Source organism: Streptomyces sp. NPDC058307, from assembly GCF_042880295.1.
GTDB lineage: Bacteria > Actinomycetota > Actinomycetes > Streptomycetales > Streptomycetaceae > Streptomyces.
Window position 1 is genome coordinate 79,922 of sequence record NZ_JBHVYZ010000022.1, and the last position, 15,207, is coordinate 95,128.

Annotated in this window: 10 protein-coding genes; 2 read left to right on the top strand and 8 right to left on the bottom strand. The window is 70.2% G+C overall.

Features of this window, described 5'->3' with window-relative positions; all coding sequences use genetic code 11:
• Window positions 1-269: 269 nt before the first annotated feature.
• Entirely contained in the window at window positions 270-1,283 is a 1,014-nt protein-coding gene (locus tag ACFVYN_RS18180; protein ID WP_389999293.1) for a LacI family DNA-binding transcriptional regulator, read from the top strand.
• A 127-nt stretch (window positions 1,284-1,410) separates the two neighbouring features.
• Window positions 1,411-3,450: a TIM-barrel domain-containing protein gene (locus ACFVYN_RS18185; protein WP_389999296.1), complete on the top strand. Its 2,040-nt coding sequence runs from the start codon at window positions 1,411-1,413 to the stop codon at window positions 3,448-3,450.
• 55 nt (window positions 3,451-3,505) lie between these two features.
• Here the strand turns inward: ACFVYN_RS18185 and ACFVYN_RS18190 are convergent, their stop codons facing one another.
• The 8 genes from ACFVYN_RS18190 to ACFVYN_RS18225 form a co-directional block, all read right to left on the bottom strand.
• Window positions 3,506-4,126: a chorismate mutase gene (locus ACFVYN_RS18190; protein ID WP_389999300.1), complete on the bottom strand. Its 621-nt coding sequence runs from the start codon at window positions 4,124-4,126 to the stop codon at window positions 3,506-3,508.
• A gap of 35 nt (window positions 4,127-4,161) precedes the next feature.
• Window positions 4,162-4,872, bottom strand: a complete 711-nt coding sequence (locus ACFVYN_RS18195; protein WP_389999303.1) for a hypothetical protein — start codon at window positions 4,870-4,872, stop codon at window positions 4,162-4,164.
• Window positions 4,873-4,911: 39 nt separating this feature from the next.
• A complete protein-coding gene (locus tag ACFVYN_RS18200; RefSeq protein ID WP_389999305.1) occupies window positions 4,912-7,155 on the bottom strand; it encodes a glycoside hydrolase N-terminal domain-containing protein in 2,244 nt (747 codons plus the stop codon).
• On the bottom strand, window positions 7,152-9,131 hold the full coding sequence (locus ACFVYN_RS18205; protein ID WP_389999308.1) for a beta-galactosidase: 1,980 nt from the start codon (window positions 9,129-9,131) through the stop codon (window positions 7,152-7,154). Before ACFVYN_RS18205 ends, ACFVYN_RS18200 begins: the two co-directional genes overlap by 4 nt.
• Entirely contained in the window at window positions 9,131-11,338 is a 2,208-nt protein-coding gene (locus tag ACFVYN_RS18210) for a WD40/YVTN/BNR-like repeat-containing protein (protein ID WP_389999311.1), read from the bottom strand. The genes ACFVYN_RS18205 and ACFVYN_RS18210 overlap by 1 nt, the downstream gene beginning before the upstream one ends.
• Before the next feature lie 125 nt (window positions 11,339-11,463).
• Window positions 11,464-12,390, bottom strand: coding sequence for a carbohydrate ABC transporter permease (locus ACFVYN_RS18215; protein ID WP_389999313.1), 927 nt, complete (start codon window positions 12,388-12,390; stop codon window positions 11,464-11,466).
• Window positions 12,387-13,439 (bottom strand): ABC transporter permease, encoded by a 1,053-nt coding sequence (locus ACFVYN_RS18220; protein WP_389999315.1) that lies wholly within the window; start codon window positions 13,437-13,439, stop codon window positions 12,387-12,389. Before ACFVYN_RS18220 ends, ACFVYN_RS18215 begins: the two co-directional genes overlap by 4 nt.
• A complete protein-coding gene (locus tag ACFVYN_RS18225) occupies window positions 13,439-15,118 on the bottom strand; it encodes an extracellular solute-binding protein (protein WP_389999318.1) in 1,680 nt (559 codons plus the stop codon). Before ACFVYN_RS18225 ends, ACFVYN_RS18220 begins: the two co-directional genes overlap by 1 nt.
• Window positions 15,119-15,207: the final 89 nt, after the last annotated feature.

Consider the following 15,207-nt stretch of genomic DNA (forward strand, 5'->3'; position numbering starts at 1 on the left):
GCCGGGCTCCGCGCGTCCGGTCCATGGCTCCCGGCGGCCGGTCGTGGTAGGCAGGAGGCTCAGGCCCACGGAGGACGGGAAAGGCCGGGCCGGGGCAGGTCTGCCGCCTTCGGATCGCCCTTCCTGCGGCGCGCGCCTCGCGGTCCTTGTCGAAGCGCTTCGACAACCTATGGACACCCACTCCCGGGGGAGCTACTGTCGAACCACCCCCACCCGCACCTGTTCGCACTGCGCACTGTCGAAGCGCTTCACAAAGCTTGGAGAGCTGGATGGTCACCCTCGCCGAGGTCGCCCAGCACGCCGGAGTCTCGGCGAGCACGGTGAGCTATGTCCTCAGTGGCAAGCGGTCCATCTCGACGAGCACCCGGCAGCGGGTCGAGGAGAGCATCCGCGAACTCGGCTACCACCCGAACGCCGGCGCCCGCGCCCTCGCCAGCAGCAGGTCGAACATCATCGCGCTGATGATCCCGCTCCGCACCGACATGTACGTGCCGGTGATGATGGAGATCGCCATCGCGGTGGCCACCACCGCGCGGACGCACGGGTACGACGTCCTGCTGCTCACCGGCGAGGAGGGCCCCGACGCGGTACGCCGTGTCACCGGCAGCGGGCTCGCCGACGCGATGATCCTGATGGACGTCGAACTCGACGACGAACGGCTGCCGTTCCTGCGCGGCACCGACCAGCCCTCCGTACTCATCGGCCTCCCCGCCGACACCTCCGGGCTCACCTGCGTCGATCTCGACTTCCGGGCCACCGGCGCCCTGTGCGTCGAGCACCTCGCGAAGCTCGGTCACCGCGACATCGCTGTCATCGGCGAGGCCCCCGCGGTCTACGAACGGCACACCGGTTTCGCCGAGCGCACTCTGGACGGACTCCGGTCGCGCGCCCAGGAGTTGGGCGTGCGGCTGCTGCACCGGCCCTGCGAGGGCGGGTACGACGCGATGGCCGTGACCCTCGCCCGCATCCTCGACGAGCGCCCGTCCACCACGGGCTTCGTCGTGCAGAACGAACAGGCCGTCGAGCCGCTGCTCGCGCTGCTGCGCCAGCAGGGCCGGGCCATCCCCGAGGACGTCTCGGTGGTCGCGATCTGCCCCGAACAGGTCGCCGTGCAGGCCTCGGTCCGGCTGACGTCGGTCGCCATCCCCGCCCAGGAGATGGGCCGGCACGCCCTGGAGCGGCTGGTCGCCAAGCTGGAGGGCCGCGGCGAGGACGAAGTCGTCCTGATCGAGCCCGAGTTGACGGTCCGGTCGAGCACGGGCCCGGCACCTTCGGTGTCCTGACACCTCACCACCGGACAGCTCGTACACCGGACACCACCAGACACCTCGCACACCGGACACCACAAACATCACGCATGCCGTGCCTGTGCGGCACGCCCCTGTCTGCATTCCCTCAGGAGCACTCCTCGTGAATCAGCCTGCCGAAATCCAGCCCAAGGTCAGCCTCGCGCAGTCGTCCCCCACCGTCGGCACCTTCCGGGAGCGGGACGGCGCGCTGGAGTGGAGCGGGCGCCAGGAGACCGTGCGCATCGAGCCCTGGGGCCCGGACGCCGTGCGGGTGCGTGCCCGGCTCGGCGGGCCGATTCTGGAGGGGCTGCCGGGCGCCCTGCTGGACGAGCCGCCGGCCACCGAGAGCACGGTCAAGACCGGTGACGGTGAAGGCTGGTTGACGGTGGGCTCGCTCACCGTCCACGTCGACGCCGAGGGACAGCTCCGCTTCCTGCGCACCGCGGACTTGGCCGAACTCCTCGCGGAGGCCCGCGCGCACTTCTGGTGGCCCGGCTCGCGTCTGTACACCGCCGTCGGCAACGGCCACCACCGTCTGGAGCAGCGCTTCGCCGCCTACGACGACGAGAAGCTGTACGGCCTCGGCCAGCACCAGCACGGCAAGCTGGACCAGAAGGGCCTGGTCCTCGATCTGATCCAGCGCAACGCCGAGGTCGGCATCCCGGTCCTCGCCTCCAGCCGCGGCTACACCCTGCTGTGGAACAACCCGGCGATCGGCCGCGTGGAGCTCGCCCGCAACGGCACGCGCTGGGTTGCCGACTCGGCCCGCCAGATCGACTACTGGATCACCGCGGGCACCCCGGCGGACGGCCAGCGCCGCTACAGCGCGGTGACCGGCCGTACACCCATGCTGCCGGAGTGGGCGGCGGGCTTCTGGCAGTGCAAGCTGCGCTACCGCACCCAGGAGGAACTGCTGTCGGTGGCGAGGGAGTACAAGCGGCGCGGGCTGCCGCTCTCCGCGATCGTCTGCGACTTCTTCCACTGGACGCACCTCGGCGAGTGGAAGTTCGACCCGGCCGAGTGGCCCGACCCGGCGGCGATGGTCCGTGAACTGGAGGAGCTGGGCGTCAAGTTGGTGGTGAGCGTCTGGCCGTCGGTGTCGCCGCTCAGCGAGAACCACGCCCTGATGGAGCAGCGCGGCCACTTCATCGGCACCCAGTACGGCCCGATGGCGCACGCCGACTGGCCCGACAAGGGGGTCGCCTCCACCGTCCAGGTCGCCTTCTACGACGCCACGAACCCGGAGGCCCGGGAGTTCATGTGGTCGAAGATCCGTGACAACTACCTTGCCCCGTACGGCATCACGGCCTTCTGGCTGGACGCCTGCGAGCCGGAGCTCAAGCCCGGCTTCCAGGAGAACCTGCGCTACTGGGCGGGTCCCGGTCTCGAGGTCGGCAACATGTACCCGGCGGAGAACTCCCGCACCTTCCACGAGGGGCTGACGGCCGCAGGCGAGGAGGTCATCACCCTCAACCGCTCGGCCTGGGCGGGCAGTCAGCGCTACGGCGCCGCCCTGTGGTCCGGTGACATCGGCACCGACTTCCCGACCCTGCGCGAGCAGATCGCGGCCGGTCTCAACACCGCGATGTCCGGTATCCCGTGGTGGAACACCGACATCGGCGGCTTCCACGGCGGCGATCCGGACGACCCGGCGTACCGCGAGGTCATGGTCCGCTGGTTCCAGTTCGGCGCGCTGTCCCCGCTGATGCGGCTGCACGGCTTCCGCGACCCGGGCATGCCGCTGGGCCCGGAGATGACCGGCGGCCCGAACGAGGTGTGGTCGTACGGCGAGGAGGCCGGCGCGATCCTGGAGAAGTACCTGCGGCTGCGCGAGCGGCTGAAGCCGTACGTCCTGAAGGTCATGCGCGAGGCCCACGAGGAGGGCCTGACGCCGATGCGCCCGCTGTTCCTGGAGTTCCCGGACGACCAGGCGGCCTGGACGGTCGACGACGCGTATCTCTTCGGCGCGGATCTCCTGGTCGCCCCGGTGCTCACGGCGGGGGCGACGGCCCGTACGACGTATCTTCCGGCGGGCGCGAGCTGGACGGACGCGTGGACCGGTGAGACGTACGAGGGGGGTACGACGGTGACTGTGGACGCGCCGCTGGACCGGATTCCGTTGTTCCTGCGGGACGGGGCGCGGTTGCCGGTGGCGGAGTAGCGATACCGACAGCGGCCGGTCCCACGGGGTGGGCCGGCCGCTTCGTCGTGTGGGGTCAGGCTCCGCAGACGGAGCGCAAGGCACGCACCAGGGCTCTGGTGTGCAGGGCGTCGAGGTGGTCCTCGTGGTGGACCTGGAGGCCGGCCAGTGCCAGTTCGGGGCGGCAGGTGAACGCGCCGCGGTCGTCGGCGGTGGTGGCGAGGGCCTCGACCAGGGCGCTGGTCACACGGTTGATCTCCTGCCGCACGACGCTCAGGTCGGGCTTGGTCGTCGGCGCCTGGTCGGGGTGGTCGGTCCAGCGCTGGAACAGGCCCCGCTGGACGAGCTTGTTGGCCTCGATCTGGTCGCGGAAGATCACGCGGATCTCGTCCGGGTCCGCGCCGAGCTGCTGCGCCTGGGCGGCGACGTTGTCGAGGACCTGCTGTTCGCGGGCGGGGTCGTCGATGGGGCTGTCGGTGCCCCACTTGGCGGCGGCGACCAGGTCGGCGGTGGCGAGGCGTTCGGCGGCGAGTGCGACGACGGGATGCAGGGCGGAGAGGGAGTGGGCGGCGGCGTGGGGTGCCGCGGCCGTCCCGGAGACCGGAACCGCGACCGCGGAACCCGTCGCGGTGAGAACGACGGCCGCGGTCGCGGTCACGGTGAGCAGGGCACGTCGGAGGGGGGTGGTGGTACGCATGTCCCCATCAAACCCGACGCTGCCCCACGATCAGGTCAACTGCTGCTGACGGTCAGGTTGTTGGCGGTGAAATTGAGGCCACCGGACGAGCTGGTGATCTCGAAGCCGAACTGCACGTCACCGATGGTCTCGTTGCCGAACCAGCCCTTGGTGTCCTTGATCCACTTCAGGATCGGGAGGACGTTGACCGTGCCGGAGGTGGAGTTGGAGGTACGGACGAAGGAGAAGACCTGGTTCGAGCCGTTGGTGCCCTTGTAGACGGTCCAGGTGTGGCCGCCGAGCGTCACGTTGCCCTGCGAGGTGCCGAGCGGGCCGACGGCTCCGGTCTTGTTGACCCAGAGCATGATCTCGTACTTGTAGCCGGTGTCCCAGATGTCGTACGACGTGTTGTACGCGCCGGACGACGGGACCGAGACGTTGTAGCTGCTGGAGAGCGAACCCAGCGAGGTGATCGACTTGTTGATCACCTTCTTGGAGTTGGGGTAGGACTTGATGCCGCCGGTGTTGGGGTGGTTGGCGTTGACGCCCCAGTTGGTGCCGGAGTTGGCCCAGATGCACTGGCTGCCGGCGCCGGAGCCCCAGATGTTGTTGTAGAGCGTGTAGCCGTTCAGGCTGGTGTTGGCCCACTGGTCGCAGGAGCTCCAGACGGCGGCGGACGCGGGGGCGGAGGCGAGTCCGACGGTGGCGCCGATGGCCATCGCCGGGGCCAGTACGGCCATGGTGATCTTGCGCAGGGTGCTTGCCATGGTGTCCCTTTCCATGGGTGGGGGGAAATGCGGGGGGAGTTACCACGCCTCCAGACGGATGACGTGGTCTTCTCCGGCGACGAGGTCGAGCGGCTCCGTGCCGGAGGAAGTCCTCAGTTCGACGCGGCGGGTGCGGGTGGGGCGCAGCACCGCGGTTACTTCGGTGGGGCTCCAGGTGAGGTCGAGTGCGGCCCCGAACCTGGTGCGGATGCCCCGTAGGTGACCCCGGGGGCAGCTGGTGGGGAGCGCCGGGAGGAGCACCAGCCGGTCCGGTGTCGACTGCACGAGCATCTCGACGAGGACGGCGGGCAGCGTGTGGGCGGCGTCCGCGTTGTAGACGTTCCGGTCCGGGTAGTGCGCGCTCATCAGCGAGGTGTGGAAGAAGTCGCCCTTGAGGACCTGGCCGAGGGCGTGTGCGACGCGTTCGCCGTCGCGCAGGCGGGCCGCGACGAGGGCGTGGTGCAGGTGGCCGTGGGCCGAGTCGTTCTCGGAGCCGCGCAGTTCGAGGGCGCGGTGGGCCGCACGGGCGAGGTCGGGGGTGTCGTAGGGGGTGATCTCGTCGAGCGGCCAGACGCCGTAGAGGTGGCTGAGGTGGCGGTGGTCGTAGGTGTCGTCGAGGCCGGGCCAGGCCCATTCGGCGAGGGCGCCGTCGGCGTTGATCCGGTGCGGGGGGAGCCGGTCGGCGAGGGGCCGCCAGGCCTGTGCCTTCTCGGGGTGGTAGGCGGCGGCCGTGAGCAGGGCGTGCCGGGCGGCGGAGAGGTCCATGGCCGCGTTGATCGCGCCCCAACCGGCGTTCGCGGGGCGGTTCTCCGGCGAGTAGGAGGGCACGACGACGAGATGGCCGTCGGCGTCCGTGCGGGTGAGGAAGTCCTCGTAGAAGAGGGCGAGTTCGGCGAGGAGGCGGGCGGTGCGCGGGTCCTGTTCACCGCGGGTCTCGTCGTGGTCGACGAGGGGCTTGAGCAGCCAGTCGGCGCCCGCGGTCCACAGGTGCAGCGGGTATTCGCGCTCGAAGTGGTACGTCAGCCCGGACTCGCCGTCGGAGTGCGGCGGGGCGACGACACCCCGGGCGCCGAAGATCTCGCGGGCGTTGTCCTGCCAGTCGGGCAACTGGCGGTGGATCAGGGAGGCTAGGGCTTCGGTGACCTCGGGGAGGGCGGCGTACGCGGCCGAGGCGGTCTGGAGGTTGACGTTGGCGTCGTTGGTGAAGGCTCCCGACCATGCCGTGTCCCAGTCGCCGGTCCACAGGCCGGTGAGGCGGGGCGGGAAGAGGCCGCTGGAGGAGAGCAGGTGGTAGCGGCCGGCGGCGAAGAGGCGTTCCAGGAGGGCGGGGCTGTCAGGCCGCGTCAGCAACTCCGAGCCGGGCAGGGCGCGTTCGGCGGGGTCGGCGGCGAGGTCGAGGGTGACGCGTTCGTAGGCGGTGCGGTGGAGGGAGGTGTGTCTGTCGAGGAGCCGGGCGTACGTGACGGACCCCGGCCCGGACCCGGACCCGGACCCCGACCCGGATTCGGTCTCGGACTCGGTCTCGGGGGCCAGGTCGCGCAGGGCCTCGATGTGGGGTGCCGTGTCCAGTTCGCCGGTGTGGCGTACGACGCGGGTCAGCAGGAGGACGGACTCGGCGCCGGTGACGTGGGCGCCGGGCGGGATGAGCGCGGTGCGGCCGCCCGTGGGGACGAGCAGGGTGATGCCGGTGTAGCGGCGGACGCTGTCGGGGTAGCGGACGCGGAGGGTGAGGAGGGCCCCGTCGGCGGCGCGGACGATGCTCTGGCCGATCATCAGGGTGCCGGGGGCGCCGGGAAGCCGGTGGTCCAGCGAGACGACCAGGTCCGCCGCCTCGACGTGCTGGACGATGACGTCGTCCGCGCGGGAGACGAAGACCTGTCCGCGCCACTGCTCGCACTCGGTGCGCAGGACGCCGGTGGTGAAGTCGACGGACCTGCGGTAGCCGGCGACGGCGGCGCGCGGACGGCGCAGCCGGATGTGGAAGGCCGGGTGGAAGGGCTGCACCCACTGCAGCGGGCGTCCGTCGGTGAAGCGCTCGGCGGCGTCGAGCTCACCGGCGAGCAACCGGTCCTGCAGCGCGGGGAGTTCGGCGGCGAGACGGGGCGGGCGGGCGTGTTCGGAGCCGTTGGGACGGACCAGGGTGTGATGGGTGACGACGACCCGCTCGTCGTGCGCGTCGCCGTACAGGAGGGCGCCGTGGTGGCCGTTGCCGCTGAGGAAGCCGTCCTCCCAGCGCGCGGCCGGTTCGGGTTCCCAGGTGCCGTGGACGGGTCCGTCGGTCATGGCCGGAGCACCGCCACTCCGTAGCGGCCCAGGGTGACCTTGTCCGTGAGGGAGCGGCCCGTCAGCAGGTCCTGGTGGGTGCCGGTCACGTCGACCGTCACCGGCTCGCGGCCGTGGTTGAGCAGGAAGAGCAGGTCACCGCGGCGGACGGCCTCGACCTGGTCGGGCAGTCCGTCGAGGGCCGGTCGGGCGCCCGCGTCCGTGGCGATCCCGGTGAGCAGCTCGCGCAGGGCGCCCGGCTCGGGCAGCGTCGAGAGGTACCAGGCGCGGCCCTTGCGCAGCACGGCGGGCAGTCCGTCGAGCTCACCGCCCTTGTAGGAGGCCTCGGCGGTGGCGTCCTCGGTCTTGTCGATCTCCTCCGACCACAGGGTGCCGTGGAATCCGCCTGCCGGGCCGTCGCATTCCGCGTGCTCTCCCGCGTCCAGCGGCCACCACTCGTGCAGGACGCGGATGCCGAACAGTTCGCGCAGCCGGGCGTCCATGCCGCCGGGGCGCACCCGGTCGTCCTGGTCGGAGACGCCGGTGAGGAAGCCGGAGACGAGGGTGCCGCCCTGGCGGACGTAGGCGAGGAGGTTGTCGATCGCCGCGTCGGTGAGGGCGTAGAGCTGGGGGACGACGACCAGCTTGTAGGCGGTGAGGTCGTGTTCGGGGTGGGCGAAGTCGGTGGTGAGGTGGGCCTCCCACAGGGCACGGTGCCAGGCCCGGAGGACGTCCGGGTAGTCGGCCTCGTGGGAGAGCCGGCCGTCCTGGGCGCCGGCCCACCAGGAGTGCCAGTCGTGCAGGACGGCGATGTCGTTGGCGGTATGACTGTCCGTCACGTACCCCGATATGGCGGCCAGTTCGGCGCCGAGCTGCTTGACCTCCTGGTAGGTCCGCCCCTCCTCCCCCGCGTGGCTGACCATCCCGGAGTGGAACTTCTCCGCGCCCTGCCGGGACTGGCGCCACTGGAAGTAGCAGACGGCGTCGGCGCCGCGGGCGACGGCCTGCAGGGACCAGAGGCGGTTCAGGCCACGGGGTTTGGGGTGGTTCACGCCCCGCCAGTTGACCGGCCCCGCGGCCTGCTCCATCAGCATCCACGGCCCACGGGCCTGCGAGCGGGTCATGTCCTGGACGAGAGCGCCCTGTTGTGCGCCCAGCGGATCACGCGGGTCGGGATAGAGGTCGACGGAGACGACGTCCTCCTCCTCGGCCCAGCGCCAGGCGTCCTGGCCGACCCACAGCGGCATGAAGTTGGTCGTCACAGGGATGTGCGGGGTGACCCGGCGGACGATGTCCCGCTCGGCGAGGTAGCACTCCAGGAGCATGTCGGAGGTGAACCGCTTGAAGTCCAGCACCTGGGTGGGGTTCTTCATGTAGTGGGCCTGGCGGGGTGTGTGGATCTCGGCCCAGTCGCCGTAGCCCTGGCTCCAGAAGGCGGTGCCCCAGGCGGAGTTGAGGGCGTCGAGCGAGCCGTAGCGGTCCTGCAGCCAGGTCCGGAAGCGGGCGGCGGCCTCGTCGCTCCAGTCGTAGGTGCAGTACTCGTTGTTGATGTGCCACAGGGTGAGGGCCGGGTGGCCGCCGTAGCGGGCGGCGAGGTCCTCGGTGATGGCGGCGGCGTGACGGCGGTAGGTGGCGCTGGAGTGCGAGAAGTGCTGGCGCCCGCCCCAGTACTCGGTGCGGCCGTCCTCGGTGACCGGCAGGGTGTCGGGGTGCAGGTGGCCCAGCCACGGCGGCGGCGAGGCGGTGGGGGTGGCGAGGACGACCCCGATGCCGTTGTCGTGCATGAGGTCCATCAGCCGGTCCAACCAGCCGAAGTCCCGCTCCCCCGGCCGCGGTTCGAGCTTCGCCCAGGAGAAGACGCCGAGCGTGACGGAGTTGACGCCGGCGGCCTTCATCAGCCGGACGTCCTCCTGCCAGGTCTCCTCGGGCCACTGCTCGGGGTTGTAGTCGCCGCCGTAGAGGATGCGGCCGTCGGTCACCGCGCTCAGCCCGGCCATCAGACGGGCTCCCCGTACTGGATGCCCCGGCCGTTGGTGGCGATGTAGACGCGGCCGTACACCCGCGGGTCGGCGGCGATGGTCGCGCCGATCCAGCCCCACTGGTGCCGGCCGTCGTTGACGCGCACCCAGGTCTTCGCGCCGTCGTCGGAGCGGTACACGCCGGTGATCGACTCGGTGGAGCCGACCATGTAGATCGCCGGGTGACCGGCGCCCTTGGCCGCCTTGCCGAAGGCGAGGGTGTGCGAGGCCCAGCAACTGGTGAGCTTGGTGAAGGTGGCTCCGCCGTCGGTGGACCGGTACAGGCCGTTGGTCTTGGTGCTCAGCCACAGGTCGCCGGAGCGCCCCGGGGCCGCGGTCAACTGGAACTGGCTGTCCCCGGAGGGCAGTCCGCTCGCGCGCCCGGTGAAGGTGAGGCCGCCGTCCGTGCTGGCGAACAGGGTGCCCGTGTCGGTGTCGTACGCGTAGAAGCGCGTGGGGTCGGCCGGGTCGGCGAGCGGGGTGGCGCCCTTGGGGTAGCCGGCGACCTCGGACCAGGTCGTTCCGTTGTCGGTGGAGCGCTGGGCGGGGTACTTGGTGCCGTCCCAGTGCACGAAGGTCCACAGCAGCACGCTGCCGTCGGTGTTGGCGGCGATAGGGCCCGGTGAGTCCTTGGCCTGAGCCGGCTGGGCCGCGAAGGGCGCCCAGGTCCTGCCGCCGTCGTTCGAGAAGGCGCCGTTTCCATGGTCGCCGAAGCCGGTGCGGACGACGTACGAGGGCTTGGCCGCGGCCTGGGCGAGTCCCGTCGCCGACCCGAACACGGGGTTGCTCGCCATGCCCCGTGACGGTGATGCCGTGAGCCGCTCGTGGTACATCACCCCGATGTCCCCGAGCCCGCTGAGCAGGTGAGCCTGTCCGGTCGGGGGCGAGATCAGCTGCCGTACGGAGGTCTCCTCCAGGCCGCGGATCTGCGGGGCCCAGTGCTTGAGGTCGCGGGTGCCGTAGAGGGTGGCGCCGGTGCCGTAGACGATGTGCTTCGAGTCGTACGGGTCGACGGCGACGGCCTGGATCCACCAGCCGAACTTGGGCGCGTCGGCGCCGAAGGTGAGGAACGGGGTCTCGGAGACGTCGAGGACCGCGGAGTCCTTCAGGGACGCCCAGGTGCGGCCGCCGTTCGTGGTCCGGTACAGGGTGTCGACGGCCGCCCAGCGGTTGTTGGTGGAGACGACGACCGTGCCGGGGCGGCGGGCGTCGACGGCGACGCCGCCGTAGGCGAAGGTGTCGGAGGAGCCGTCGGGGGTGGTGCCCCCCGGCCTCACCGGCGTGACGTCGGTCCACTTGCCGCTCGCGGTGGACAGCTTGTGGACGCTGCCGTCGGACTGTCCGTTGGGGCCGGGTGCGTTGGCGTAGGTGACGTACAGGTCGCGGGTGTGGCAGTCGTAGGCGGCCCGGATCGGCACCTTGGCGGAGGTACCGGAGGGCTGCTCGGGGACGGCTTCCCAGGTGGTGCCGTCAAAGGTGCGGTACAGGTTGGCGGCGGTACCGTCGGAGTCGCCCCAGCCGGCGTAGACGCTGCGGCCCGCGGCGACGAGGAGGGTGACGCCCTGACCGGTGGCGCTCGGGGTGGCCGGGAAGCTCACGGCCTTCCAGGTCGCGCCCCGGTCCGTGGACCTGAGCAGCCCGTCGTGTCTGGTCCCCAGCCACAGCGTGTCACTGTCCCGAGGATCGACGAGCAGCCGTTCCCCGGTCCCCCGCCCGTCCTCGTTCCCGCCGAGCTTCACGGTGAGATCGGTACGGGCCCAGGTGGCACCCCGGTCCTCGGACCGCAGCACGGCCCCGTTGCCGGCCCAGGACTGGGCGTAGGTGCCGAGGGCGAGGTAGACCCGGTCGGGGTGGGCGGGGTCGACGGCCATGGCCTCGACGCCGAGGAGGTTCCAGTCGTCCCAGCCGAGATCGTCGTTGAGCGGAATCCAGCGCGCGCTCCGGTCGTCCCACCGGTAGGCCCCGCCGATGTCGGTACGGGCGTAGGCGAGTCCGCGGACGGAGGGGTGGAAGAGCACACCGGTGACGAATCCGGTTCCGCCGATGGCGACTTGGCGCCAGCGGTAGGTGGGGGTGGCGGAGGTCGCTGCCTCTGCCCGTCCCTCGACGGACGGAAGTGTCGTGAGCGCGGCGACAGCCGCGGTCCCGGCAAGAACAGCACGACGACTAGGCCCGGACGCGCGCATGACACATACCTCGCTGATCGAGAAAGGGGGAGATACCTACCTGGGGGCGCGGGGAACTGCGCGCCCAGCCACAACGAACCCGCAGCCGCCGTCCGACAGAAGCACCCCTGCGGGATGGCGAACTGTCAGCCCTTTACCGCTCCGGTCAACATGCCCTTCTTGAAATGCCGCTGCACAAACGGAGAAGCAATCGCCACCGGAATCAACGCCAGCACCATCACGGCCATCTGCAAGCCCAGCGCCGACAACTGCCCCGTACGCACCGCCTGCTGCAACCCCGTCGGATTCGCCGTGTTCTTCTGCACCAGCTGAATGAGCACGTTCTGCAACGGCATCATGTCCTGGTCGGTCAGGTAGATGGACGCGTTGAACCACGCACTCCAGTACCCGACCGCGTAGAACAGCGAGATCACGGCCAGCACGGCCCGGGACAGCGGCATGATGATGGTCAGCAGGATCCGCATGTCCCCGGCCCCGTCGATCCGCGCGGACTCGGTGAGCTCGGGCGAGATCCCCATGAAGAAGGCCCGCAACACCAGGATGTTGAAGACGCTGACGGCGCTCGGCAGGATCAGCGACAAATACGTGTCCGTCAGTCCCAACGACTGCACCAGCAGGTACGTCGGAATGAGCCCGGCGCCGAAGAACATCGTCGCCATCATGGTGACCAGGAAGAACCGGTGTCCCAGACTCCCCGGCCGCGACAGACCGTAGGCCGCCAGCACCGACACCGCCATGGAGAACACCGTGCCGGTGAGCGTGACCCCGACCGAGACCATGATGGCCCGGCTGACCTGGCCGCCGCTGAGCAGTTCGGTGTAGTTGACGAAGGTGATGCCCTGGGGGATCACGACGAGGCCGCCGACCCGGTCGATCACCGGCTTCGGGGAGAGGCTGGTGACGATGACGATCCACAGCGGACCGAGCACCCCCAGGCAGCACAGGAGAAGGAAACCGCTCTTCGCGGTGATGCCGGCCTTGCTGGGCGGCTCCTCCCACACCGGGCGGGCGGGGGCCTTGAGGCTGCGGACGAGCTGCGTGTTGAGGCTCACTTCTGGTACACCCCCTGCTCGCCGAGCAGGTGCGCGAACTTGTTCGCGCCCAGGACGAGGCAGATTCCAATGACTCCCTTGACGAGGCCGACCGCGGCCGCGTAGCTGAAGTCGCCGTTCTGGATACCCATGTTCCACACGTAGGTGTCGAGGACCTCGCTGGCCCCGGCCCCGACCGCGTACCGCTGGAGCAGGAACTGCTCGAAGCCGACGCTGAGCGCGTCGCCCACCCGCAGGACCAGCAGCAGCGCGATCACCGGGCGCAGCGCGGGCAGCGTCACGTGCCACATGCGGCGCCAGCGCCCGGCGCCGTCCATCGCGGCGGCCTCGTACAGGTCGGTGCTGACGGCGGCCAGGGCGGCGAGGAAGACGATGATCCCCCAGCCGGAGTCCTTCCACACGGCCTGCGCGGTGACCAGGTACTTGAAGAGGCCCGCATTGGTCATCAGGTCGAAGCCGGTCCAGCCGTGGTCCTCCAGGGTCTGGGCGATGATGCCCGCGCCGCCGAAGATCTGCTGGAACACGGTGACGACGAGGACCCATGAGAAGAAGTGCGGCAGGTACATGATCGCCTGCGCCACGGCCCGGACCCTGGGCCGGATCACGCTGTTGATGAGCAGCGCGAGGGCGATGGGGATCGGGAAGAACAGCACCAGCTGGAGCACGAACAGCACGATGGTGTTCTTGGCGGCGCTCCAGAAAAGCGGGTCGTCGATCATCCGCGAGAACTGCTCGACGCCGACCCAGGGGCTGTGGAAGATCGCGGTGACGCCGTTGCTGGAGATGTACGGGTCGTATTCCTGGAAGGCGACGACATTGCCGAGCAGCGGGACGTAGTTGAAGAGCAGGAGCAGGACCATGACCGGCAGCGTCATCAGGATGAGCGTGCGGTCGCGGCGCAGCCGGATCCGGAAGGGGACCTTGCCGGCCTTGCTCGCCCTGCGCGGTATCCGCTCCCTGGCCACCGCGGCGGTGACCGCGGCCGTCGGTTCCTCGACGGCCGCGGGAGGACGAGTCCCGTCGGGCCTGCTCCCGGCCGTGAGAGACATCAGTTGCCGCTGCCGTTCTTGTCGATGAGCTGCTTGTACCAGTCGCGCAGCTTGTCACCGCCGGAGGACTTCCAGGTGGAGATGGCCGACTGCACGTCGGACAGTTTCTTGTGGCCCCGGACGTAGTCGATCTCCAGCTGCTCGAACTGGCTGGAGAGGTTGGCGTAGCGGGTCGGCTCGACGATGTTCATGCCGAACGTGGACGTCTTCTTCATGAAGGCGCCCATCCGCTGCTGCCACTCGACCTGCTTGCGGGCGACCTCGGGGAAGTCGGGGTGGGCGTAGTAGGCGGCCGGCGCGGCGAGCATCACCCAGGCGTTGAGCACCTCGGAGTTGCCGAGGTCGTTCTTGACCGGGACGCCGTCCTTGACCGTGTAATGGGTGCCCTCGACGCCGTAGTCGACGAGCATCCGCTCCTTGGTGCCGTAGGGCGCGGCGGAGAAGTTGGCGGCGGCCAGCGCGTTCTCGATCGTGGTCTTCGAGGCACCCTTGCGGATCAGCGACCAGATGGTGGCGGGCTGGGACGCGTACAGCTTCGGGTTACCGCCGTCGGCGCCGAAGATGTCCATGGCGTCGATCACGAGGTCCGGGTTGGACTGGGCCTGTTCGGAGACCTTCCCGTACCAGTCGGCGATGTTGGTGCACCAGACCAGGGTCTGCCCGGCGGTGAACCGCTGGCCCGGGTCGCCCGAGCGCGCCTTGTCGTCGGGGTGGACCACACCCGCGTCGTACAGCTTGCGGACCCACTCCAGGGCTTCCAGGTACTCGGGCTGCTCGACGCGGTACGTCAGCTTGCCGTCGGAGCCGATGTCCCAGCCGATCGTCCCGGAGCCGCGGACGCCGAAGATGTTCCACGCCGACCAGGTCATGTCGCCGCAGGCCCACACCTTGGCCTTGGAACTGGTGGCCTCCTTGGCCCAGCTCATGAACTCGTCGGCCGACTTGGGTACCGAGTAGCCCTTCCTGTCGAAGATGTCCTTGCGGTACAGGGACGCGATCCAGTTCGCGGTCGCGGCGGGCATCGGAATGCCGCGCAGCGCACCGCCGAAGATGCCCATGCGCCAGGCGTCGGAGGGGATCGCGGCCAGGTTCGGGTACTTCTTGACCTTGTCGCCCGCCAGGTAGGGGCCGAGGTCCATGAACTTCGCGGTGACCGCGTTGGAGATCTTGCCGACCAGTTCCCAGCCGGGCACGACCACCATGTCGGGTATGGAGCTGGAGGCGAGGACGGCGCCGAGCTTCTCGCCGTAGGTGTTGCCGTCCTGGTTCTGCCAGGTGATCTTGGTGCCCGCGGCGGCGTCGAGCGCCTTGTAGTAGGCGCAGCCGGCCTTCGGCGGGGAGCCCCAGAACGGGGACATGACCTTGAAGGGGGCGCCGGTGCCGAGCTTGTCCGGGACCGAGGCCTTCAGGGCGGCGAGGTCGACCTTGCCGGTGTAGCCGGCCGCCGAGCCGTTCTTGGACGGCAGGTCCGGGTTCGCGACCGTGCTGGCGACGAACGCCGGCAGCAGCTTGTCCGCGGCCTTGCCCGACGTGGTCCCCTCGCGCTCGCCACCGCCCGAGTCCCCGCAGGCGGCTAGCAGCGGCATCCCGCCCGCCACCGCGGCGGTGGCGACCGCCGTCGAGGCGAGGAAGCTTCTCCGGCTCGGCCCGGAGGAGGCGGAAGCGGCGTTCGGCGTCATTGCGTCAACCCTTCATGGCGCACCAGGACACCCGGCGGTGGAGCCGTCGGCTGCGGTGTCTTGAGTGGAACTGGCTGAGCTGAAGCGAT

Bases quoted from the DNA above. Each gene is read 5' to 3' on its own strand.
- ACFVYN_RS18180 (WP_389999293.1), top strand. From the start codon at position 270: ATGGTCACCCTCGCCGAGGTCGCCCAGCACGCCGGAGTCTCGGCGAGC.
- ACFVYN_RS18190 (WP_389999300.1), bottom strand. From the start codon at position 4,126: ATGCGTACCACCACCCCCCTCCGACGTGCCCTGCTCACCGTGACCGCG.
- ACFVYN_RS18195 (WP_389999303.1), bottom strand. From the start codon at position 4,872: ATGGCAAGCACCCTGCGCAAGATCACCATGGCCGTACTGGCCCCGGCG.
- ACFVYN_RS18200 (WP_389999305.1), bottom strand. From the start codon at position 7,155: ATGACCGACGGACCCGTCCACGGCACCTGGGAACCCGAACCGGCCGCG.
- ACFVYN_RS18205 (WP_389999308.1), bottom strand. From the start codon at position 9,131: ATGGCCGGGCTGAGCGCGGTGACCGACGGCCGCATCCTCTACGGCGGC.
- ACFVYN_RS18210 (WP_389999311.1), bottom strand. From the start codon at position 11,338: ATGCGCGCGTCCGGGCCTAGTCGTCGTGCTGTTCTTGCCGGGACCGCG.
- ACFVYN_RS18220 (WP_389999315.1), bottom strand. From the start codon at position 13,439: ATGTCTCTCACGGCCGGGAGCAGGCCCGACGGGACTCGTCCTCCCGCG.
- ACFVYN_RS18225 (WP_389999318.1), bottom strand. From the start codon at position 15,118: ATGACGCCGAACGCCGCTTCCGCCTCCTCCGGGCCGAGCCGGAGAAGC.